Source organism: Geodermatophilus ruber, from assembly GCF_900114385.1.
GTDB classification, from domain to species: Bacteria; Actinomycetota; Actinomycetes; order Mycobacteriales; family Geodermatophilaceae; genus Geodermatophilus; species Geodermatophilus ruber.
Map to the genome: position 1 here is coordinate 97,168 of NZ_FOSW01000011.1, position 21,958 is coordinate 119,125.

Here is a 21,958-nt window from a genome sequence, read left to right on the forward strand (position 1 = left end):
GCCGACACCCGCTGCACACTGCCGTCCAGAGGAGACCTCCACCCGTGGCAACACCCAGCACCACCGCACCCGCCAAGGCGGGGCCGTCGAAGAAGGGCATCTTCGCGGCCAGCTTCGTCGGTACCGCGATCGAGTGGTACGACTACTACATCTTCGGCACCGCCGCCGCCCTGGTGTTCGGCACCGCCTTCTTCCCCGGCTTCTCGTCGGTCGCCGGCACCCTGGCCGCGTTCGCGACCTTCGCCGTCGGGTTCATCGCCCGGCCCCTGGGCGCCGCGGTCATCGGCCACTACGGCGACCGCATCGGCCGCAAGTCGATGCTGGTCCTCACCCTGCTGCTCACCGGCGGCGCGACGTTCCTCATCGGCCTGCTGCCGACCTACGACGCGATCGGCATCGGCGCGCCCCTGCTGCTGGTGGTCCTCCGGCTGGTCCAGGGCTTCGGCGTCGGCGGTGAGTGGGGCGGCGCGGTGCTCATCGCCACCGAGCACGCCACCCCCCGCCGCCGCGCGGTCTACGGCAGCTTCGCCCAGTTCGGCGTCCCGGTCGGCGTGCTGACCTCCAACCTCGCCTTCCTCGCGGTCTCCGCCATGGACAACGACGCCTTCCTGTCCTGGGGCTGGCGCGTCCCGTTCCTGGTGAGCATCGTCCTGGTCTTCGTCGGCTTCCTGGTGCGCAGCAAGCTGGAGGACGCCCCCGAGTTCCAGCAGGTCAAGGAGCAGCGCGAGGTCAGCAAGGTCCCGGTCGCCGAGCTGGTCAAGCGCCAGCCGCGCCAGCTGATCCTGGGCAGCCTGGCCTCCATCGCGCCGCCGGCGGTGGGCTACACGGTGATCGTCTACATGCTCACCTACGGGACGACGGTCATCGGGTTCGAGCGGACCACGCTGCTCACCCTCATCCTCACCTCCACCGCGGTGTGGATCGCCACGATCGTGCTGGCCGCCCTCCTCTCCGACCGGTTCGGCTCCAAGAAGGTCTTCGCGTTCGGCGCCCTGACCGCGGTGATCTGGCCGCTGCCGATGTTCGGCCTGGTCAACACCGGTGACACCGGCGCGGCGCTGCTGGCGTTCGTCGTCGCCGCCTTCGTGCAGGGCGTCATGGCCGGCGCGCAGGGTGGCCTGTTCACCGAGCTGTTCGACGTGAAGGTGCGCTACAGCGGCATCTCGATCGCCTACCAGCTCGGCGGCATGATCGGCGGCGCGGTCACGCCGATCGCGGCCACCTCGCTCTACGGCGCCTACGAGTCCTCCACGCCGATCGCGCTGTACGTCACCGCGCTGTCGCTGGTCAGCCTGCTGGCCGCCCTCGGCATCCGGACGGTCCCTGCCGCGCCGACCGCGGTCGACGCCGGCCGCCGGGACACCGCGGTGTCCTCGGCCGGCTGACCGCCGGTCACCACCACGGCGCGCCGGCCGGGACCGCACGGTCCCGGCCGGCGCGCCTTCGTTCCCCGGCTCCCCGCCGGATACGGGGAGTAGCGTGCGTGTCCGCAGTCGGCTCGGCAGGAGACCCGACGCCGGCGACCGGGACGGGACGAGGAGTGCGCAGCGAGGTGGAGGCTCCCGCCGGTGCGGCGTGGCCGCCGGGGACGGGCGAGGACCCGGTGCTCCGCGCTCTGCTGGCGGTCTCCGCCGACGGGCTGGCGGTCGTCGACGGCCGGCCCGGCAGCCTGCAGGGCCGTCTGCGCGCGCTGAATGCGGGCGCGGCGCAGATCCTCGGTTCCCCGGCGGTCGACCTGCTGGGGACGGCGGTGCCCTTCGAGCTCTCGGCCGGCGACCCCGACCTGCCCGACCGGCGGCGGGTGGTCTGGGCGGCGCCCGGCGGCAGCCGCCGCTATCTCGAGTACCGCACGCTGCTCGTGGAGCCCGGCCGCTGGGCGGTCTGGTTCAGCGACGTCACCGGCACCGTGCGCCAGCAGGAGCGGCTGACCGCGATCACCCGGGCCGCCTCCAGCGTGGCCGACGCCTACTCGCTGCGCGCCACCCTCGACGCGGTGGCACGCGAGATCGCGATGACCGCCTCCATCGCCGCGGTGCAGATCCTCACCCTCGACGACCCCCAGGAGGAGCTGCGCCTCCTCGGGATGGCCGGCTTCGGCGACACCTCCGACTTCGCCGAGCGGCTGAGCGCCTGCCGCCGGCTGGGGGCCCGGGTGCTCTTCATGGAGGCCCTCGAGCGGCGCGAGGCGATCGTCAGCCTGCACCGCAAGCCGGTGATCATGGCCGACCCGCTGTGGGCGCCGCTGCACGCGATCATGGACGCGCCCGACTGGGACAGCTTCGTCTCCATGCCGCTGGTCGTGCGCGGGCGGACGCTGGGCATCATCAACGCCTACTACGCGCCCGGCGAGGACCCGGGGCCCGGCTCGCTGGCCTTCCTCGAGGCGATGGCCGACCACGCCGCGGTCGCCATCGACACTGCCGCGCTGCTGGCCCAGACCCGCTCGCGGGCGCAGTCCGACGAGCGCCGCCGGCTGGCCCGCGACCTGCACGACTCGGTGGTCCAGCAGGTGTTCTCCATGCGGATGCAGGCCGAGGCGCTGCGCGCGCAGCTGGACGCGCCGGACCCCGACCCCGCCCGGGTGCGCAGCGGCGCCGAGGAGCTCAGCAGCCTCGCCGCCACGGCCCTGGCCGACCTGCGCGGGCTGGTGTTCGAGCTGCGCCCGCTCGACCTCGCCGAGAACGGCCTGGTCGAGGCCGTCCGCGCGCACGCCGCCGGCGTCGAAGCGCGCACCCGGCTGGTCGTCGAGGTGCAGGCGCCCGACGACCTGGAGCTCGACGTCGACGTCGACGTGCAGGAGGACCTCTACCGGATCGTCCAGGAGGCGCTGCACAACGTCGTCAAGCACGCCCGGGCCACCGAGGTGGACGTCCGCATCGCGCGGCCGGCCCACGGCGGCGGGCTGCAGGTGGAGGTCGTCGACAACGGCTGCGGCGGGGACCCCGGGACCGACCCGGCGCCCCGCCGCGGGGCGTCCCAGGGCAGCCTCGGGCTGGTGTCGATGCGGGAGCGGGCCGAGCGCTGGGGCGGCCGGCTGCGGGCCGGCCCGCGGCCGTTCGGCGGCTGGCGGGTGGAGGTCGTGCTGCCCGCGCCCGGCGGTGGGCGCGGCACGGAGAGGAGGACCGGTCGATGAACGGCGAACCGGCGACCGGGGTCATCCGGGTGCTGCTGGTGGACGACCACGCGATCGTCCGGCGCGGGGTGCAGGCCTACGTGGCCAGCATCCCGTCGCTGGAGGTGCTGGGGGAGGCCGGCGACGGCCAGCAGGCGGTCGACCTGCTGCACCAGTGGCACACCACCGGGCAGCCGATGCCCGACGTCGTCCTGATGGACCTGCAGATGCCACGGATGGACGGCGTGGCGGCCACCGGGGTCATCGCCCGCACCCACCCGGAGATCAAGGTCGTCATCCTCACCAGCTTCGGCGAGGTCGAGCGGGTGCACGCGGCCCTGGCCGCCGGCGCGGCCGGATACGTGCTCAAGGACGCCGACCCCGCGGAGGTGGCCACCGCGATCAGCGCGGCCGCCGCCGGCGAGGTCCACCTGGACTCCGCCGTCGCCCGCCAGCTCGCCCGGCGCATGGCCGCCCCCCAGGCCGGGCTGACCTCCCTGACCGCGCGCGAGCGGGAGATCCTCGCGCTGGTCGCGCAGGGGCACTCCAACCGGGACATCGCCGACCGCCTGGTGATCAGCGAGCGCACCGCCCGGACCCACGTGAGCAACGTGCTCAGCAAGCTGCAGCTGTCCTCCCGCACCCAGGCCGCGCTGCTCGCGATCCGCGAGGGACTCATCGCGCCACCGGCCTGACGGCGTCACGCGTCGGTGATCGCGTACGTCCTGATCTTCCGGTAGAGGGAGCTGCGCGCCAGCCCGAGCGCGGCGGCCGCGTGCACCCGGTTGCCTCCGCACTGCTGCAGGGCCCGGACGATCGCGTCGCGCTCCACCGCCTCGATCGGGGTGAGCGTGCGGGTCCCGGCCGTGCGGCAGTACCCCGGTAGGTCCGCGGGCTGGATCTCGCCCACGGGACGCTTGAGCAGCGCGTGACGCAGCGCCTCGCGCAGCTGGGTGACGTTGCGCGGCCACGAGTAGCGGCCGATCAGCCGGCTGGTCTCCGGATGGAGCCGCACCCGGCGGTCGGGGGCGAGCTCGGCGAGGATGCGGGCGACGACCAGCGGGAGGTCGTCGGTGCGGAAGCGCAGCGGCGGCAGCGTCACCGCCTGCTCGAAGAGGCCGAGCACCGCCTGGAACGGCAGGTCCGCACCGATGTTCGCCTCGCTCACCGTCGCCGCGACGATGTGCCGGCCGCGGTCGAGGGACGCGAGGAACGCGCGGAGGCGGTCGACGCCGTCGGCACCGAGCCGGTCGATCCCGCCCAGGACGACGAGGGCGGGACCGCTCGGGGCAACGGCGAGCAGGGCTGCGGCGTCGCGCACGACCTGGTCCGCCTCGCCCGCCACCAGGCGCCCCGCCGGGTGAGCCCGGCCGAACAGCTCCGCGACGAGGGTGCGCTTGCCCGTGCCCGGCTCGCCCATGACGAGCAGGTGCTCGCCCCGGTCGAGGGCGGCGGCGATCTGCGAGCACGCGGTCGTCCACGCCGGTGACCGGCCGGCGGTGCCGTCCACCCGCTGCACCCGGACGGCGGGCTGCTGGGGAGGGGGCTCCTCGTCCAGCAGCAGGACGATGCCCGTGACCTCCTCGCCGACGACGATGCGGGTCGCGCGCAACCGGACGCTGCGACCGGGGGCGAGCGTGAACGACTCCGCCCCCCGGTCTCGCCCGCTCATGAGGAGCAGCGCGTGCTGGTGGATCGCGAACTGCTCGGCGGGGGTGAACAGCTGCTGGGCCCGCCGGTTCACCATGAGCGAGTCGCCCACCGCCATGACCGCCTGCCGTGGGCGGGAGTCGGCCTTGACGAACGTCTCGAAGAGGGCCTGCGTGGCCTGGCTGCGGTCCTGCAGCAGGTTCTGGCCGATGTCGGCGGCGGCGCGCCGGACCAGCGCCTGCATCAGGGGTGTCCAGTTCTCGGCCAGCGAGCTGACGTCCAGGACCCCCTCCACCCGACCGGTCACCGGATCGACGACCGGCGCGCCGGTGCACGCGAACGTCACCAGGGCCTCGGTGAAGTGCTCCGCGCCGACGACGCTGACCGGCGAGCCGGCCTCGAACACCGTCCCGATCCCGTTGGTTCCGACGCCTCCCTCGCCGAAGTCGAACCCGGCGGTGAAGTCCACCCGGTCGAGCGGCCGGCCGACGGACGACGAGCAGTCCAGCCGGTGCACGATGCGCGCCTGCGCGTCGGACAGCGCGATGGCGACCGGGACGTCGACCATCTCCTCGGCCAGCCGGTCGATCACCGGCCGGGCACACCGGACGAGCCGGGAGTCGAGGTCGACGTCCTCGTGGTAGGTGATCCGGTACTCGTCGGCGTCGACGCCGGCTTCCTGGCTGCGCCGCCAGGAGGCGGCCACGACGTTCCGGACGCCGGCCGCGCCGGCTGCTCCGTGCTCGAGGAACCCGGCCCGGGCCGCCACCATGCGCAGCCGGTCGTCCTGACCCAGGTGCATGGACACCTCCGGGAGGTCCACCACCCGGCGATGCCGGGCGAGGGGGTTCACCAGCGGGGCGCACCGACGTCGGTGGCCGTCCGTCACCCGCCGCGGGCCCATCAGCCGGTGCCGAGCTGCGACTGTCCCAATCTGGGACGGCCCGACAGCCGGGACGGCACCGACGATGTGTCCGCGAATCGTGATCCAGGACACACGAAGGGTAGGGCATCGGATGACAGTCCAGGCAGCAGCGGCGGCCGAGGTCGACGGCGGCTCCACGACCCGCGAACTCGACGCCCTGATCATCGGCGCCGGGGTGGCCGGCCTCTACCAGCTCCACCAGTTGCGCGAGCAGGGCCTGCGGGTGCGTGCCTACGACGCGGCCGGCGACGTGGGCGGGACCTGGTACTGGAACCGCTACCCCGGGGCGAGGTTCGACTCCGAGTCCCACATCTACCAGTACCTCTTCGACGAGGACCTCTACACCGGCTGGAGCTGGAGCCAGCGGTTCCCCGACCAGCCCGAGATCGAGCGGTGGATGCACTACGTCGCCGACCGGCTCGACCTGCGCCGCGACATCCAGTTCTCCACCACGGTCACCAGCGCCCGGTTCGACGAGGAGCGGGAGCGGTGGGTCGTGCAGACCGACCGCGGCGAGACGATCGACACCCAGTTCCTCGTCACCTGCGCCGGCATGCTCTCGGCGCCGCTGGTCGACCTCTTCCCCGGGCAGGCCGACTTCCGGGGCACGATCGTGCACACCTCGCGCTATCCGGCCGACGGCGTGCGGCTCGAGGGCCAGCGGGTCGGCGTCGTCGGCATCGGCGCGACCGGCATCCAGGTGATCCAGACCATCGCCGACCAGGTCGGGCACCTGACCGTGTTCGCCCGGACGCCGCAGTACGCCCTGCCGATGAAGAACCCGCGCTTCGGGCCGGAGGACGTGGCCGCCTACAAGGCGCGCTTTCCCGAGCTGCGTGCCACCGTCCCGCACACGTTCACCGGCTTCGAGTACGACTTCGAGCACTCCTACGCCGACCTCACCCCCGAGCAGCGGCGCGAGCTGCTCGAGGAGATCTACGACAACGGCTCGCTCAAGCTGTGGCTCGCCTCGTTCGCCGAGATGTTCTTCGACGAGGCGGTCAACGAGGAGGTCTCGGAGTTCGTCCGGGAGAAGATGCGCGCGCGGCTGCGCCACGACCCGCACCTGTGCGACGTGCTGATCCCCACCGACTACGGGTTCGGCACCCACCGGGTGCCGCTGGAGACCGACTACCTGGAGGTCTACCACCGCCCGAACGTCGAGCTGGTCGGCGTCCGCGACAACCCGATCACGCGCGTCGTCCCCGAGGGGCTCGTGCTGCGCGACGGCACCGTCCACGAGCTCGACGTGATCATCCTGGCGACCGGCTTCGACGCCGGCACCGGTGCGCTGACCCGCATCGACATCCGCGGTCGGGGCGGCCGGTCCCTCACGGACGACTGGGGCCGGGACATCCGCACCACGATGGGCCTGATGGTGCACGGCTACCCGAACCTGCTCACGACCGCTGTCCCGCTGGCGCCGTCGGCCGCGCTGTGCAACATGACGACCTGCCTGCAGCAGCAGACCGAGTGGATCAGCGACTGCATCAGCCACCTGCGGACCCGGGGGAGCACCGTCATCGAGCCGACGAAGGACGGCGAGGACGCGTGGGTGGCCCACCACGACGAGACGGCCGCCGCCAACCTGATCTCCCGGACGTCGTCCTGGTACGTCGGCTCGAACGTCCCGGGCAAGCCGCGGCGCGTGCTGTCCTACACCGGCGGCGTCGGCACCTACCGGGAGAAGTGCGACGCGGTGGCCGCCGCCGGCTACGAGGGCTTCGAGATCCGCTGACACCCCCTGCGGTGCGCCGGGGCTCCCGGCGCACCGCCCCACCACCCGCTGGGAGGACTGCAATGACGCAGACGAAGCAGACGCAGACGTTCACGCAGGCGGCCGACGCCGTGCTCGACCGTGCCGTCCGGGCCGACGCCCCGGTCGCCGGGGTCGTCGCCATGGTCACCGACAGGGAGGGGACGGTCTACGAGGGAGCGGCCGGGACGCGCCGCCTCGGGGGGGACGACGCCATGACCCCCGACAGCGTCTTCGCCCTGTTCTCGACCACCAAGGCCGTCACCGCGACGGCGGCGCTCCAGCTCGTCGAGGAGGGACGGCTCGACCTGGACGCTCCCGCCCGGACCTACGTCCCCGAGCTCGGCGAGCTCAAGGTGCTCGACGGCTTCGACGCCGACGGCTCACCGCGGTTGCGCGATCCCAGGCGGGAGCTCACGACACGGCATCTGCTGACGCACACCGGCGGGTTCGGTTACGACTTCTTCAACGAGCACTACAACCGGCTGGCCACCGAGCACGGGCAGCCCAGCGTCATCACCGCGACCAGGGCCTGCCTGCAGACCCCGCTGCTGTTCGACCCCGGCGAGCGGTGGGAGTACGGCAGCAACATCGACTGGGCCGGCCAGGTGGTGGAGGGCATCACCGGCGAGCGCCTCGGGGACGTCTTCGCGGCCCGCATCTTCGAGCCCCTCGGGATCTCGGACACGACGTTCGTGCTCGACGACCGGCTCCGGACGCGCCTGGCGACGATGCACGCGCGGGGCGCCGACGGGTCGCTCACACCGATGGACGACTTCGAGCTGACCTCGACGCCCGAGGTCCACATGGGCGGCCACGGCCTCTACGGCACGGTCGGTGACTACATGCGCTTCATCCGGATGTGGCTCAACGACGGCCGGGGGGAGGGCGGCGTCGTCCTGCAGCCGGAGACGGTGGCGATGGCCGTGCGGAACCACCTCGGGGACCTCAAGGTGACGATGCTCCCCGGGGTGATCCCGTCGCTGTCCAACGACGCGGAGTTCTTCCCCGGGGTGTCGAAGTCGTGGTCCCTCCCGTTCATGGTCAACGACGAGCAGGCACCGACCGGTCGGCCCGCCGGCGCCCTCGGCTGGGCCGGCCTGGCCAACCTCTTCTACTGGATCGACCGGGCCAACGGGTACGGCGGCTTCTGGGCCACGCAGGTCCTGCCGTTCGGGGACGCCACCTCCTTCGGCGGGTACCTGGAGTTCGAGACGGCCCTGTACGCATCGCTCGCGGGGTGACCGCCGAGCGCTGGTGAGCGGCGCCATGACCGCCGGGGTGGTCCCGACCGGGCCGTCCCGGCGGTCGGCGCTGCCCGGACCGACGTCCCCCGACCCGCGCGCCTACGACGCATGACGTAGCCAGGCGGCGTCGTAACGGTCGTCACAGAGCTGACATCGCGCCGATCCCGGAACCCGGCCGGCTTCCTACCGTGGACGTGAGTGCGGACACCCGCCCGCACCGCGCACAACCAGGGAGGCCCGCGCGTGACGTCCAGCGTCTTCGAGACATCCGCGCCCAGCCGGACGTCGTCGGACTTCACCGCCGAGGTGGTGGTGGCAGCCCGACGCCAGGAGGCCGACGGGGTCGTCGGCCTGGACCTGGCGCTCCCCTCGGGGGAGCGGCTGCCCGCCTGGACGCCCGGCGCGCACATCGACGTCGAGCTGCCCAACGGGCTCACCCGGCAGTACTCGCTGTGCGGCGACCCGGCCGACACCGGCGCCTGGCGGATCGGTGTCCTGCGGGAGGCCGACGGCCGCGGCGGGTCCGCCTGGATCGCCGACGAGCTCGCCGTGGGCGACACCCTCCGGGTGCGCGGCCCGCGCAACAACTTCCCGCTGCTGCCGGCGGCCCGCTACGTCTTCGTCGCCGGCGGCATCGGCATCACCCCCCTGCTGCCGATGATCCGGGCCGCGGTGGCGGCCGGCGCCGAGTGGGAGCTGCACTACGGCGGCCGCACCCGCGCCTCGATGGCCTTCCTCGCCGAGCTGGCCCCCCACGGCGACCGCGTGCACCTGCACCCGCAGGACGAGGTCGGTCTGCTGCCCCTGGCCGCCGTCCTGGGGACGCCGGCCGCCGACACCCTGGTCTACTGCTGCGGCCCGGCCCCGCTGCTGGACGCGGTGGAGGACAGCTGCCGCCCCTGGGGCCCCGGCGCCCTGCACGTCGAGCGCTTCACCGCCGCCCCGCGGGTCACCGACGGCGAGGACAGCACCTTCGAGGTGGTCCTCGAGCAGTCCGGGCTGACCCTCGAGGTGCCCCCGGAGCTCAGCGTCCTCGAGGCGGTCGAGAACGCCGGCGTACCGGTGCTCTCCTCCTGCACCGAGGGGACCTGCGGCACCTGCGAGACCACCGTCCTGGAGGGCGAGGTCGACCACCGCGACGTCATCCTCACCGACGAGGAGAAGGCCGCCAACGACACGATGATGATCTGCGTGTCCCGCTGCCGCGGCCCTCGTCTCGTCCTCGACCTCTGACCCACCCTCGACCACTCCTGGGAGACCACCGCGATGACCGACAGACCCTCCGTGCTGGTGATCAGCGCGCACGCCGCCGACTTCGTGTGGCGTGCCGGCGGGGCGATCGCCCTGTCCGCCTCGCGCGGCTCGGCCGTGCACGTGGTCTGCCTCAGCTTCGGCGAGCGCGGTGAGTCCCAGGGCCTGTGGAAGCAGGAGGGCATGACCCTGGAGAAGGTCAAGCAGACCCGCCGCGAGCAGTCCTCCGCCGCCGCCGACGTGCTCGGCGCCAGCATCGAGTTCCTCGACCTCGGCGACTACCCGCTGCGGGTGGACGAGGCCACGCAGGACCGGATCGTGTCGATCATGCGCGAGCGGCAGCCCGACGTGCTGCTCACCCACGTGGCCAACGACCCGTACAACCGGGACCACAACCTGGCGCACGAGACCACGCTGCTCACCCGGATGGTCGCGCAGGCGCACGGCCACGACCGGTCGACGACGCCGATCGGCGCGGCCCAGGTGCTGCAGTTCGAGCCGCACCAGCCCGAGGTCTGCGGGTTCACGCCGGAGCTGCTGCTCGACATCACGCCGGTGTTCGACCGCAAGACCAAGGCGATGCAGTGCATGAGCGGCGCGCAGGGCCACCTGCTGCAGTACTACACCGAGCTCGGCCTGCGCCGCGGCGTGCAGGCGGTGCGAAACGGAGCACCCGCGGGCGTCACCCACGCCGAGGCCTACCAGCGCACCTACCCGACCGTGGGGGACCAGCTGTGGTGAGCAAGCACGTCATCGTCCGCACCAGCCGGCGCCCCGACCCCGACGCGGTCGCGGTGCTCGGCAAGGCCGGCGTCGCCACCGCGCACGAGGCCATGGGCCGCCGCGGGCTGACCCACCCCGTGCTGCGCCCGATCTACCCCGGGGCGCGGATCGCCGGCCGGGCGGTCACCGTGCTCAGCCAGCCCGGCGACAACCTGATGATCCACGCCTGCATCGAGCAGTGCGGCCCCGGCGACGTCCTGGTCGTCACCACCACCTCGCCGTCCACCGATGGCATGTTCGGCGAGCTGTTCGCCACCCAGCTGGCCGCCCGCGGCGTGCTGGGCCTGGTCATGGACGCCGGGGTGCGCGACGTCTCCGAGCTGACCGCGATGCGCTTCCCGGCGTGGTCGCGCGCGGTCTCCGCGCAGGGCACGGTCAAGGCCACCCCCGGCTCGGTCAACGTGCCGGTCGTCATCGGCGGCGCCTACTGCCGGCCCGGCGACGTGGTCGTGGCCGACGACGACGGCGTGCTGATCGTGCCGCTGGAGGACGCCCCCGCGGTCGCCGCCGCCGCCCAGGCCCGCGAGGCCAACGAGCAGGCCAAGCGCGAGCAGTTCCAGGCCGGCGTGCTCGGCCTGGACCTCTACGGCCTGCGCCCCACCCTCGAGCGGCTCGGCGTGACCTACGTCGACGAGACGCCCGACCCCGCCTGAATCCCCACGAACCCCGAGTCAAGGAGTCCGCGATGGCAGCCAACCCCATCGTCATGAACGGCTGGTACATCGGCGCCTGGGCCGACGAGGTCGGCCGGACGCTGATGCAGCGCTGGATCTGCGGGCGCCCGGTGTGCTTCTACCGGCTGTCCGACGGCAGCGTGAACGCGATCGAGGACCGCTGCCCGCACCGCCGCTACCCGCTGTCGCTCGGGCTGCTCGACGGCGACGTCATCACCTGCAACTACCACGGCTACCAGATCGACGGCTCCGGCGCCTGCGTCGGCGTGGCCGAGCAGCCGGACACGCCCAAGGGCGCCCAGGTGCACCGGTTCCCGGCGGTCGAGCGCTACGGCATCGTGTGGATCTGGCCCGGTGACCCGGAGCAGGCCAACCCGGACGACATCCCGGACGTGTCCTGGCTGGTCGACGAGAACTGGACCCACGTGCACGGCTCGGTCGGCCTGAAGGCCCGCCAGGTGCTGCTGGTGGAGAACCTGCTCGACCTGACCCACGAGACGTTCCTGCACCCGTCGTCGATCGGCAACGCCGCGGTCGCCGCCACCCCGATCGACGTGATCGGTGAGGGCAACAAGGTGTCCTTCGTCCGGCACATGATCGACATCGAGGCCCCGCCGTTCTACAAGTCCTCGATGGGCGTCACCACCAACATCGACCGCTGGCAGGACGGCGACTTCTACGCGCCGGGCATCTTCATCCTCAACATCCGGATCGCCCCGACCGGCACCGAGGAGCCCGAGGGCTTCCACATGAAGGTCATCTACGGGATGACCCCGGCGACCGAGACCACGACCCACGACTTCTTCGCCCTGGGCCGGGACTACAAGATCGACGACGCCGAGCTCTCGGAGTTCCAGCTCAAGCAGCAGCTGGCGGTCATGAAGGAGGACGTCGACGCCCTGGAGATCCAGGAGCTGATGGTGGCGACCGACCCGGGGATGATCGAGTCCTCGATCCGCTCCGACGTCGCCGGCATCCGCGGCCGCCGCCTGCTGGAGAAGATGGCCAAGGCCGAGGCCGCCGCCCGCGGCGAGGTGACCGCCCGCCCGCGTCCGGTCCGGCCGGCCGCCACCCCGGAGCCGGCGGGCCAGGCGTGAGCACCTTCGTCCTGGTCCACGGGGCCTGGCACGGGGGCTGGTGCTGGGACCGCGTCGCCCCGCTGCTGCGCGCGGCCGGCCACGAGGTCCACGCGCCGACCCTCACCGGGCTGTCCGAGCGGTCGCACCTGCTCTCCCCGCTGGTGGGGCTGGACACCCACGTCGAGGACGTCGTCCGGCTGATCGACACCTTCGGGCTGCGCGACGTCGTCCTGGTGGGGCACAGCTACGCCGGGCAGATCGTCACCGCGGTCGCCGACCGGCGGCCCGGGGCGATCGCCCAGCGGGTCTACCTGGACGCCTTCGTCGGCGCCGACGGCGAGGCCGCCCGCGACCTGCTGCCCGAGCAGGTCGAGCACCACTGGGCGGAGTCCGCGGCCGAGCAGGGCTTCGGCTGGCTGGTGCCGGTGCGGAAGCTGTCGGTGCTGGGCGTGACCGAGCAGGCCGACGTCGACTGGCTGACGCCCAAGCTGACCCCGCACCCGTGGAAGACCTACCTCGACCGGCTGGACCTCACCGGCGCCGTCGACTCGGTGCCGGCGGCCTTCGTCGAGTGCGTGACCTGGATGCGGGTCTTCCAGGCCCAGGCCGACCGGGCGCGGGAGCGCGGCTGGCCGGTGCACGAGCTCGACACCGGGCACGAGGCCATGGTCACCGCGCCGAAGGCGCTGGCCGACGTCCTGCTCCAGTTCGCCCGCTGACGCACCTCTCCCACCTCACAGACCAGGAGACCACCGTGGAGTTTCTCGTCCGCGCCGAGAACCGGCTGCCCGTCGACACCCCGGCGGAGCGGCGGGAGGAGCTGCGGGCCGCCGAGCGAGCCCGGGCCATGGAGCTGCGCGCGGAGGGCATCCTCAAGCGCCTCTGGCGGGTGCCCGGCCGCAACGCGACCATCGGCCTCTACGAGGCTCCCGACGCGGCGGCGCTGCACGACGCCCTGTCCTCGCTGGCCATGTTCCCGTGGCTGGACGTGCAGGTCGAGGCGCTGGCCCAGCACCCGCAGGAGAAGGCGTGACCGCTTCGACCGGGCGCCAGCTGCGCATCACGTTCCGCCAGTACGACGGTGAGATGCTCGGTACCTGCTGGTGCGGCCGGACCTGGACGAGCCCGCACCCGCGGTTGATGTGGGAGTGGCTGGACGAGCACGAGCACGCCGGCCCGGCAGACGGGAGCGCCTCCGATGACGACCGATAGCCGGTTCGACCTGCCGGGCACGCCGGTGTTCGACGGGCAGACCAGCCGCCGGGGCTTCCGGATGAACAAGCTGTTCATGAGCCTGCGGTACGCGCAGAACCGGGAACGCTTCCTGGCCGACGAGGCCGGCTACTGCGACGAGTTCGGGCTCGCCCCCGAGCAGAAGCGGGCCATCCTCGACCGGGACTGGCAGGCGATGATCGACCTCGGCGGCAGCATCTTCTACGTCTACAAGCTGGCGATGATGGACGGCCGGTCGATGCAGTACCTCGGTGGCGTGTTCAGCGGCATGACCGAGGAGGAGTTCGTGGCTGCGATGCGAGCGGGAGGACGGCGGGATGGCTGAGGTGATCTGGGGCCTGGCGACCTCGCACGTCCCCTCGATCGGGGCGGCGATGGACCGCGGCAAGACCGAGGACCCGAACTGGAAGGGCCTCTTCGACGGGTACGCCCCGGCGCGGGCGTGGCTCGCCGAGCACAAGCCCGACGTCGCGATCGTCATCTACAACGACCACGCCAACGGCATCGACCTCGACATCGTGCCGACCTTCGGGATCGGTACCGCCGAGCGGTACCAGGTGGCCGACGAGGGCTTCGGCAAGCGCCCGGTGCCGGACGTCGTCGGTGACCCGGACCTGTCGCTGCACCTGCTCGAGCAGCTGGTCGACGAGGGCTTCGACCTCACCGTCTTCCAGGAGCTCGACGTCGACCACGGGTTCACCGTGCCGCTGTCGGTGTGGACGCCGGACCCGGGCGAGGCCTGGCCCTGCCCGGTGATCCCGCTGCTGGTCAACGTCATCCAGTACCCGCAGCCCACGGCGGCCCGGTGCTACGCACTCGGCCAGGCGCTCGGCCGGGCCATCGCCGCCTACCCCGAGGACGTCAAGGTGGCGATCCTCGGCACCGGCGGCATGTCCCACCAGCTGGCCGGGGCCCGGGCGGGCTTCATCAACCCCGACTTCGACGCCATGTTCCTCGAGGCGATCGAGAAGGACCCGGCGAAGCTGACCGCGCTCTCCCGCGAGGACTACATCCGCGAGGCGGGGTCCGAGGGCATCGAGATGATCATGTGGCTGATCATGCGCGGGGCCATGAACGACCAGGTGACGAAGGTCCACTCGCACTACTTCGTCCCCGCGTCGAACACCGCGGCGGCGATCGCGCTGTTCGACAACCGGGAGCCGGAGCCGGCCTGAGCCAAGGACCCCGTCCTCCCCACCGCTCGCACGCTCGCGGTGGTGCCCTGGACGGGCCGTGCGGGACCGACGGGCCGTGCCACCCCTGCTCCGGGGCGGCACGGCCCGTCCGTCGTCCCGGGCTACCAGTCGACGCCGGCCCGTTCCGTGCCCGTCCGGCGGGGGCACTGCGCGGCTGACGGCATGCGGACCGGAGAACGGGTGCCGCTGGCGTAGTGTGCCTCCGGAATGCGGCGGACGTGCCGCCGATCGAGGTGGTGCAGACGTCGTGGAGAAGGCGCGCACAGCCTCCGGGCCCGCCGCGGGGGCGGCCCCCGGGGCCTCGGCGGACCGCGTCGCCGTCTTCGACGCCGACTGGACGATCGTCGCCGTCGACGAGGGCACCGCCGCGCTGCTGGGCCGGCGACGCGACGAGCTCGTCGACCGCAACATCTGGATCGCGCTGCCGGAGCTGGCCGGCACGATCTTCCACAGCTTCCTGCTGCACGCGCGCAGCGTCGGCGAGCGCGTGACGTGGCGGGGCTTCTACGCCCCCCGCAACTGCTGGCTCGAGGCCACCGCCGTGCCGGTCGGCGGCCGGCTGCACGTGCAGCTGGCGGCGGCGACCGGATCCGCCCCTGCCGAGGGGGCAGCCGGCCACGCCACCGCGCCGGGGGAGGGCGCGGAGAGCGACCGGCTCCGCTTCCTGGCCGAGGTCAGCGAGGCGATGATCAGCACGCTGGACGCCGATGAGTCGGTGGGCAAGCTCGTCGACCTCGTCGTCCCCCGGCTGTGCGACTGGGCGGTGGTGTCGGTCCTGGGCGACGACGGGCAGTCCACCGAACAGGTGGGGGCACACCGGGACCCCTCCCGGCTGGCCGACCTGGACATCTACCTGACCCAGCGGGTGCAGAGCCCGCGGGACGACAGCAACCCCATGGCGGCCGCGCTGCTCACCGGCGAGCCGATCCACCTGGCCTCGATCGACCAGGAGCTCGTCGAGCCGACCCTGGGCACCGACGCGGTGCGGGAGGCGTGGCGGCGGCTGGACGCGGCCTCGCTCACGATCGTCCCCCTGCGGGCGCGGGCGGAGACCTTCGGCGCGCTGGGGCTGGTCAACACCTCCGCGCGGCCGCCGCACAGCGAGATGCAGATCGCCACGGCGGTGGAGGTGGCCCGGCGGGCCTCCCTCGCGATCGACAACGCGCGCCTCTACGGCCGGCAGCTGAAGGTGGCCGAGACCCTCCAGCGCAGCCTGCTCACCCCGCCCCCGCAGCCGGACCACCTGGAGATCGCCGTCCGCTACCAGCCGGCGGCCAGCCACATGCACGTCGGCGGCGACTGGTACGACGCATTCCAGCAGCCCGACGGCGCGACCCTGCTGGTGATCGGCGACGTCGTCGGCCACAACGTGGACGCCGCGGCCGCCATGGGGCAGGTCCGCAGCATCGTCCGGGGGATCGCCTACGACCGGCAGGAGCAGCCGGCGCGCATCCTCACCCGGGTCGACACGACCCTCACCGGCCTGCGGATCGGCACCCTGGCGACCGCGCTGATCGCGCGGATCGAGCAGCCGCCCGGCGAGGCCGCCGAGGACCGGCGGACGCTCCGGTGGTCCTCGGCCGGGCACCTGCCGCCGCTGGTGCGCCGCGCGGACGGCCGGGTCGAGCGGCTCGACACGCCCCCGGAGACGCTGCTGGGCACCGGCGCGCACCCGGCGCGGTCGGACGCGTCGGTCCAGCTGCTCCCCGGGGACGTCGTCGTCTTCTACACCGACGGGCTGGTCGAGCAGGGGCGGACGGGGATCGACGAGGGGCTGGCCCGGCTCACCGCGCTCGTCGGCGAGCTCGGGCCCTGCGGCGTGGACGACCTGTGCGACGGGCTCCTGGAGCGGATCGTCCGGCACCGCTCCGACGACGATGTCGCCATCGTCGCCGTCGCCTTCCACGCCGCTGGCGGAGCCCCTCCCCGCTGACGCGGGGAAGGGCTGCGCACCGTCCTCAGAAGCTGGACTTCGGCACGCCCGGCGCCGGGTCGATCCGGGTCGGCCCCGACGCGCTCGGACGGACGTCGAAGTCGAAGATCCCGGTCGGGATGTAGACGGTGGAGCAGGCGTTCGGGATGTCCACCACCCCGGAGTGCCGGCCTTCGATCGGGGCTGCCCCCAGGATCATGTAGACCTGCTCCGGCGTGTAACCGAACTTCGACAGGTAGTCGATCGCGTGCAGGCAGGCGCGCTTGTAGGCCAGGGTGGAGTCCAGGTAGCGCTGCTCGTTGTCCCTGGTGACGGACACACCGGAGAAGGCCAGCCACTGGTCGTAGCGCGGGTCCACGTTGCCGGGCATGAACACGGCGTTCTCGCCCACGCCGTAGGTCTCCATGCCGCCCTTGATGAGGTCGACGTGCAGGTCCAGGAAGCCGCCCATCTCGATCGCGCCGCAGAAGGTGATCTCGCCGTCCCCCTGGGAGAAGTGCAGGTCGCCCATCGACAGCTTGGCCCCGGGGACGAAGACCGGGTAGAAGATCCGGCTGCCCTTGGTCAGGTTCTTGATGTCCTGGTTGCCGCCGTTCTCCCGCGGGGGCGCGGTCCGGGCGGCCTCGGCGGCCGCACGGTCGAACTCCTCGCCGCTGAGGGTGCCGAGGATGGCGTCCTGCGGCAGCGGGGGCAGGGCCAGCGGCGGTACCCGGTCGGGGTCGGTGGCGATCAGCTCGCCCTCCCGCTCGTTCCAGCGGGCGAGCAGGTCCGCGGAGGGTGCTGTTCCCATCAGGCCGGGGTGCACGATCCCGGTGAACGACACCCGGGGGATGTGCCGGGAGGTCGCCTTGATGCCGAGGAAGTCCCAGATCACCTTGTAGGCGTCGGGGAACTCGTCGGTGAGGAACCCGCCCCCGTTCTGCTTCGGGAAGATGCCGGTGTAGCCCCACCCCTGGCCGGCCAGCGGTCCGGAGTCCTCCTGCGGGATGGGCCCGACGTCCAGGATGTCCACGAGCAGCAGGTCCCCGGGTTCGGCGCCCTCGACGGCGATCGGCCCGCTGAGCACGTGCACCCTGGACAGCGGTGCGTCGCGGACGTCGTCGGCCGAGTCGTCGTTGTGGATCGCCCCGTCGAACCACTCACGGCAGTGCACCCGGAACACGTCGCCCGGGCGGACGGTCACGTTGGCCGGGATGTCCGGGTGCCATCGGTTGTGTCCGACGTAGCGCTGGTCGGTGAACTTCTTGGTGGAGTCCAGCGGGAACACGACCTCGGGCATGACCTACCTCCTGATCGGCGGGGGTGGGACGACGGTGCTGTGCTCGCTCGGGTGCCGGCCTCACCTCCTCCGGCGCCCGGCGGACTCGTCCCGGCCGGGCGCGGCGCTCTGGCTGGGGCGGGGCGTCGGCGTGGAGGTCTCCCGCAGCTCCGGCGCCGGAGCGGTTCCGGCCGTCGCCCGCGGTTGGCGCAGCCGCGGGTAGAGGGCCAGCGAGAGGATGCAGATGACCGCGATCACGATCGCCCACGTCCTGGTGTTGTCCGCCCACTTGCCGGTGAGCAGCAGGAAGGCGGGCACCGCGGCGGTCACGATGCCGGCGACGATGGCGACGGCGCCGGTGAAGCGGGTGAACTCTTCCCGCTTCAGCCCCAGCACCACGAAGAACAGCGCCCACAGGAAGGCCCAGTAGAGCCAGATGACACCGAAGGCGGGGTCGTCGAAGCGGCTGAAGTTCAACGCGGAGTAGACGATCGCGCAGACGGCGACGAAGCCGGAGAACCAGCCCAGGCCGGCGCCGTCCAGGTCGCCGAGCAGGTTGATGCCCACGTACAGGTAGGTGAAGCCGAACAGGTAGATGCCCGACGCGGAGAGGATCACGTCGGGGTCGCCGCCCGAGGTGACGATCAGGTAGGTCGGGGTGAACACCTGCAGGGCGCCGACGAACAGGTTCAACGGCGCGGCAGCCCGGGCGTCCATCCAGCCCAGCAGCATCACCCCGTTGATGAGGAGCACCGCTCCGACGTACAGCAGGCCGACACTGGCCATGGGAACCGTCCCTTCATCGCAATCGATCGGGGCAGAGGGACGCCCGGCCGGCCGTCGCCGGCCGGACGGCGGATCAGGGACGCGGCAGCCGGCGCAGCTTCGGGTCGGTCAGCGTCGGGGAGCGGCGCCTCGGCCGCGGCGGGGGAGCGGAGACCACCTCAGGGGCGTCGCGGCTGCGCTCGGCGCGGTCCAGCAGCGCCCCCCGGGTCGGGTCGCCCAGAGACAGCCGCGGGGCGGTGAAGACCCGCGGAGCCGGGGAGCCGCACGTCGGGCACGGGACCGCGGCGGTGGCCGTACCGATCGGGCGGGACTGCTCGGTCACGCCGTGCTCGGAGCATCGGTAGACGTAGACGACCATGGCCACCCTCGGTGCAACCGGTCCGGACACTCTGTGGCGCCACGGGCCACTGGCCGCGAGGTTGCTCCGGTCGCCCGGCGGCGGCAAGATCCCCGAACGCGGACCCCCCCGTCCCGGAGGCGCGGGAACCCGGGCGCGGCGCGTCGTGACCGGGGCACACCGTGCGCGCACGAGGAGGGGCCGGACCGCCCCGGCGGCTCCCGGCGGGCACCGCGGGGGCCCGGCAAGGAGCCGCGTCGATCATGATGGGCGGGCCACCCTCCCCTCCTGAGCAGAAGGAACAGCCAATGTCGCTCCTCCCCGGGTTCGCCGCCGCGCTGGCGACCGGCGGCATCGAGGTCGTCGACCTCACCGCGCCGCTGTCGGCCGACACCCCCGTCATCGCGCTGCCCGCCGAGTTCGCCCAGACCGCGCGCTTCGAGCTGGAGGAGCTCAGCCGCTACGACGACCGCGGTCCGGCCTGGTACTGGAACAACTTCCGCACCGGCGAGCACACCGGCACGCACTTCGACGCGCCCAACCACTGGGTGACCGGCCGGGACGGGGAGGACGTCGCCTTGGTGCCGCCGCGCAGGCTGATCGGGCCGGCCGCCGTCCTCGACTTCTCCGCCGAGGCCGGGGCCGACCCCGATTTCCTGCTCGAGGTCGAGCACGTCCGCAAGTGGGAGGCCGACCACGGCCCGCTGCCCGAGGGCGGCTGGCTGCTCTACCGCACCGGGTGGGACGCCCGCAGCGCCTCCCAGGAGGAGTACCTCAACGCCGACGAGACCGGCGCGCACACCCCGGGCATCTCGCCGGAGTGCGCCCGCTGGCTGGCCGAGGAGGCGCCGGTGATCGGGGTGGGCGTGGAGACCGTCGGCACCGACGCCGGGGCGGCGCACTCCTTCGACCCACCGTTCCCCTGCCACGCCGCGCTGATGGGCAGCGGCAAGTACGGGCTCACCCAGCTGCAGAACCTCGCGCAGCTGCCGCCGACCGGCGCGGTGCTGATCGCGGCGCCGCTGCCGATCGTGCACGGTTCGGGGTCGCCGGCCCGGGTGCTGGCCCTCGTCGAGCGCGGATGAGCACCGTCGCCGAGGTGGTCGGCGCGGCGCTGGTCGGGTGCGGCGTGGACGCCGTCTTCGGCGTCGTCGGCTCGGGCAACTTCGCCGTCACCAACGCCATGGTGGCCGCGGGCGCCCGCTTCGTCGCCGCCCGCCACGAGGGCGGCGCGGCGACGATGGCCGACGCCTACGCCCGGATGAGCGGGCGCCCGGCGGCGCTGACCGTCCACCAGGGCTGCGGGCTCACCAACGCCCTGACCGGTCTCACCGAAGCGGCCAAGAGCCGGACCCCGCTGGTCGTGCTGGCCGCCGAGGCGACCTCGCCGCGGTCGAACTTCCACGTCGACCAGGTCGCGCTGGCCACCGCGGTGGGCGCGGTGCCGATGCGGGTCACCTCCGCCCGGAACGCGGTCGAGCAGGTCGCGGCCGCGGTGGCGACGGCGGTCGGGGAGCGGCGCACCGTGCTGCTCAACCTGCCGCTGGACGTGCAGGACGCGCCGGCGCTCCCCGGGCCGGTGGCGGGCGGGCCGGTCACGCTGCCGTTCCGGGAGATCCCGCCCGCGGCCGCCGAGGAGGTCGAGCGGCTCGTCGCCGCGCTCCGCGGGGCGCGGCGGCCGGTGTTCGTCGCCGGCCGCGGTGCCCGCGGCCCCGGCTGCCGAGCGGCGCTGGAGGAGCTCGCCGCGCGGTGCGGCGCGCTGCTGGCCACCTCGGCGGTCGCCAAGGGGCTGTTCGCCGGCAACCCGTGGTCGCTCGACGTCTCCGGCGGCTTCGCCTCGCCGCTGGCCGCCGAGCTCGTCTCCGGCGCGGACCTGATCGTCGGCTGGGGCTGCGCGCTCAACATGTGGACGATGCGGCACGGCCGGCTGATCGCCGACGACGCGGTCGTCGTCCAGGTCGATCTCGACCGGGAGGCCCTGGGCGCCCACCGCGACGTCACCGTCGGTGTGGTCGGTGACGTGCGGGCGATGGCCGAGGCGGCCACCGCGGCGCTTCCGGAGGGCACGGCGACCGGGTACCGGACGCGGGAGAACCGGACGGCCATCGCCGAGCGGGTGCGCTGGCGGGACGTCCCGTTCGAGCCGGCCGGCGGTGCGGGCCGCATCGACCCGCGCACGCTGACCGTCGCGCTGGACGACCTGTTGCCGGCCGAGCGGGTCGTCGCGGTCGACTCGGGCAACTTCATGGGCTACCCGAGCATGTTCCTCGACGTGCCGGACGAGTTCGGGTTCTGCTTCACCCAGGCCTTCCAGTCCGTCGGGCTGGGGCTGGCCTCGGCGATCGGCGCCGCGCTCGCCCGGCCCGACCGGCTGCCGGTGGCCGCGCTGGGGGACGGCGGTGCGCTGATGGGCGCCGCGGAGCTGGAGACGGTGGCGCGGCTGGGCCTGCCGATGGTGGTCGTCGTCTACAACGACGACGCCTACGGGGCGGAGGTGCACCACTTCGGCCCCGACGGCCACCCGCTCGACACCGTCCGCTTCCCGGAGACCGACCTGGCCGCCATCGCCCGGGGCTACGGGTTCGACGCCGTCACCGTGCGCCGCCCGGAGGACCTCGGCGCGGTGGCCGCGTGGGTGGCCGGCCCGCGGACGGCGCCGCTGCTGGTCGACGCGAAGGTGGCCGCCGACGAGCCGTCGTGGTGGCTGGAGGAGGCGTTCCGCGGCCACTGAGCCGCGC

20 protein-coding genes and 1 pseudogene are annotated in these 21,958 nt (G+C 73.2%); 17 read left to right on the plus strand and 4 right to left on the minus strand.

Features of this window, described 5'->3' with window-relative positions:
• Positions 1-44: 44 nt before the first annotated feature.
• The 3 genes from BMZ50_RS17060 to BMZ50_RS17070 all read left to right on the plus strand — a co-directional run bounded on the left by BMZ50_RS17060 (position 45) and on the right by BMZ50_RS17070 (position 3,807).
• A complete protein-coding gene (locus tag BMZ50_RS17060) occupies positions 45-1,385 on the plus strand; it encodes an MFS transporter (RefSeq protein WP_091327018.1) in 1,341 nt (446 codons plus the stop codon).
• 167 nt (positions 1,386-1,552) lie between these two features.
• The gene (locus BMZ50_RS17065) at positions 1,553-3,133 is read left to right on the plus strand and encodes a PAS domain-containing sensor histidine kinase (RefSeq protein ID WP_218146315.1); all 1,581 of its coding nucleotides are present in this window, start codon (positions 1,553-1,555) and stop codon (positions 3,131-3,133) included.
• Positions 3,130-3,807: a response regulator transcription factor gene (locus BMZ50_RS17070; RefSeq protein ID WP_091327021.1), complete on the plus strand. Its 678-nt coding sequence runs from the start codon at positions 3,130-3,132 to the stop codon at positions 3,805-3,807. The genes BMZ50_RS17065 and BMZ50_RS17070 overlap by 4 nt, the downstream gene beginning before the upstream one ends.
• Positions 3,808-3,812: 5 nt before the next feature.
• Here BMZ50_RS17070 and BMZ50_RS17075 read toward each other — a convergent pair whose 3' ends face one another.
• Positions 3,813-5,564 carry a sigma-54-dependent Fis family transcriptional regulator gene (locus BMZ50_RS17075; protein WP_091327252.1) on the minus strand — a complete coding sequence of 584 codons (1,752 nt, stop codon included), beginning with the start codon at positions 5,562-5,564 and terminating at the stop codon, positions 3,813-3,815.
• 214 nt (positions 5,565-5,778) lie between these two features.
• Here BMZ50_RS17075 and BMZ50_RS17080 point away from each other — a divergent pair, with 214 nt between their 5' ends.
• The 12 genes and pseudogenes from BMZ50_RS17080 (at position 5,779) to BMZ50_RS17135 (ending at position 16,839) form a co-directional block, all read left to right on the plus strand.
• Entirely contained in the window at positions 5,779-7,425 is a 1,647-nt protein-coding gene (locus tag BMZ50_RS17080) for a flavin-containing monooxygenase (protein WP_091327024.1), read from the plus strand.
• Between the two features lie 62 nt (positions 7,426-7,487).
• Positions 7,488-8,687 carry a methyl acetate hydrolase AcmB gene (acmB, locus tag BMZ50_RS17085; protein WP_091327026.1) on the plus strand — a complete coding sequence of 400 codons (1,200 nt, stop codon included), beginning with the start codon at positions 7,488-7,490 and terminating at the stop codon, positions 8,685-8,687.
• A 240-nt stretch (positions 8,688-8,927) separates the two neighbouring features.
• Positions 8,928-9,923: pseudogene (locus tag BMZ50_RS17090) on the plus strand (PDR/VanB family oxidoreductase); the annotation flags it as partial.
• A gap of 33 nt (positions 9,924-9,956) precedes the next feature.
• On the plus strand, positions 9,957-10,682 hold the full coding sequence (locus tag BMZ50_RS17095) for a PIG-L deacetylase family protein (protein ID WP_091327034.1): 726 nt from the start codon (positions 9,957-9,959) through the stop codon (positions 10,680-10,682).
• Positions 10,679-11,377 (plus strand): 4-carboxy-4-hydroxy-2-oxoadipate aldolase/oxaloacetate decarboxylase, encoded by a 699-nt coding sequence (locus BMZ50_RS17100; protein WP_245753691.1) that lies wholly within the window; start codon positions 10,679-10,681, stop codon positions 11,375-11,377. Before BMZ50_RS17095 ends, BMZ50_RS17100 begins: the two co-directional genes overlap by 4 nt.
• Before the next feature lie 32 nt (positions 11,378-11,409).
• Positions 11,410-12,495 carry an aromatic ring-hydroxylating oxygenase subunit alpha gene (locus BMZ50_RS17105; RefSeq protein WP_091327040.1) on the plus strand — a complete coding sequence of 362 codons (1,086 nt, stop codon included), beginning with the start codon at positions 11,410-11,412 and terminating at the stop codon, positions 12,493-12,495.
• Complete coding sequence (locus BMZ50_RS17110) at positions 12,492-13,196, plus strand: alpha/beta fold hydrolase (protein ID WP_091327043.1); 705 nt, start codon at positions 12,492-12,494, stop codon at positions 13,194-13,196. Before BMZ50_RS17105 ends, BMZ50_RS17110 begins: the two co-directional genes overlap by 4 nt.
• A 35-nt stretch (positions 13,197-13,231) precedes the next feature.
• Positions 13,232-13,510 (plus strand): muconolactone Delta-isomerase family protein, encoded by a 279-nt coding sequence (locus tag BMZ50_RS17115; protein WP_091327047.1) that lies wholly within the window; start codon positions 13,232-13,234, stop codon positions 13,508-13,510.
• Positions 13,507-13,689: a hypothetical protein gene (locus BMZ50_RS17120; RefSeq protein WP_091327050.1), complete on the plus strand. Its 183-nt coding sequence runs from the start codon at positions 13,507-13,509 to the stop codon at positions 13,687-13,689. The genes BMZ50_RS17115 and BMZ50_RS17120 overlap by 4 nt, the downstream gene beginning before the upstream one ends.
• On the plus strand, positions 13,676-14,035 hold the full coding sequence (gene ligA, locus BMZ50_RS17125) for a protocatechuate 4,5-dioxygenase subunit alpha (RefSeq protein ID WP_091327053.1): 360 nt from the start codon (positions 13,676-13,678) through the stop codon (positions 14,033-14,035). The genes BMZ50_RS17120 and ligA overlap by 14 nt, the downstream gene beginning before the upstream one ends.
• Complete coding sequence (locus BMZ50_RS17130) at positions 14,028-14,885, plus strand: class III extradiol dioxygenase subunit beta (RefSeq protein ID WP_091327056.1); 858 nt, start codon at positions 14,028-14,030, stop codon at positions 14,883-14,885. Before ligA ends, BMZ50_RS17130 begins: the two co-directional genes overlap by 8 nt.
• A gap of 268 nt (positions 14,886-15,153) precedes the next feature.
• Positions 15,154-16,839: a PP2C family protein-serine/threonine phosphatase gene (locus tag BMZ50_RS17135; protein WP_091327059.1), complete on the plus strand. Its 1,686-nt coding sequence runs from the start codon at positions 15,154-15,156 to the stop codon at positions 16,837-16,839.
• Between the two features lie 25 nt (positions 16,840-16,864).
• Here BMZ50_RS17135 and fmdA read toward each other — a convergent pair whose 3' ends face one another.
• From fmdA to BMZ50_RS17150, 3 genes are all read right to left on the minus strand, one after another.
• On the minus strand, positions 16,865-18,118 hold the full coding sequence (fmdA, locus tag BMZ50_RS17140) for a formamidase (RefSeq protein ID WP_091327062.1): 1,254 nt from the start codon (positions 18,116-18,118) through the stop codon (positions 16,865-16,867).
• 60 nt (positions 18,119-18,178) lie between these two features.
• Positions 18,179-18,883: an AmiS/UreI family transporter gene (locus tag BMZ50_RS17145; RefSeq protein WP_091327066.1), complete on the minus strand. Its 705-nt coding sequence runs from the start codon at positions 18,881-18,883 to the stop codon at positions 18,179-18,181.
• A 73-nt stretch (positions 18,884-18,956) separates the two neighbouring features.
• Entirely contained in the window at positions 18,957-19,241 is a 285-nt protein-coding gene (locus BMZ50_RS17150) for an FmdB family zinc ribbon protein (RefSeq protein WP_091327070.1), read from the minus strand.
• Between the two features lie 287 nt (positions 19,242-19,528).
• Here BMZ50_RS17150 and BMZ50_RS17155 point away from each other — a divergent pair, with 287 nt between their 5' ends.
• Together BMZ50_RS17155 and BMZ50_RS17160 are read left to right on the plus strand one after the other, a co-directional pair.
• Complete coding sequence (locus BMZ50_RS17155) at positions 19,529-20,305, plus strand: cyclase family protein (RefSeq protein ID WP_091327073.1); 777 nt, start codon at positions 19,529-19,531, stop codon at positions 20,303-20,305.
• Positions 20,302-21,951: a thiamine pyrophosphate-binding protein gene (locus BMZ50_RS17160; RefSeq protein WP_091327076.1), complete on the plus strand. Its 1,650-nt coding sequence runs from the start codon at positions 20,302-20,304 to the stop codon at positions 21,949-21,951. Before BMZ50_RS17155 ends, BMZ50_RS17160 begins: the two co-directional genes overlap by 4 nt.
• The last annotated feature ends 7 nt before the right edge of the window (positions 21,952-21,958 follow it).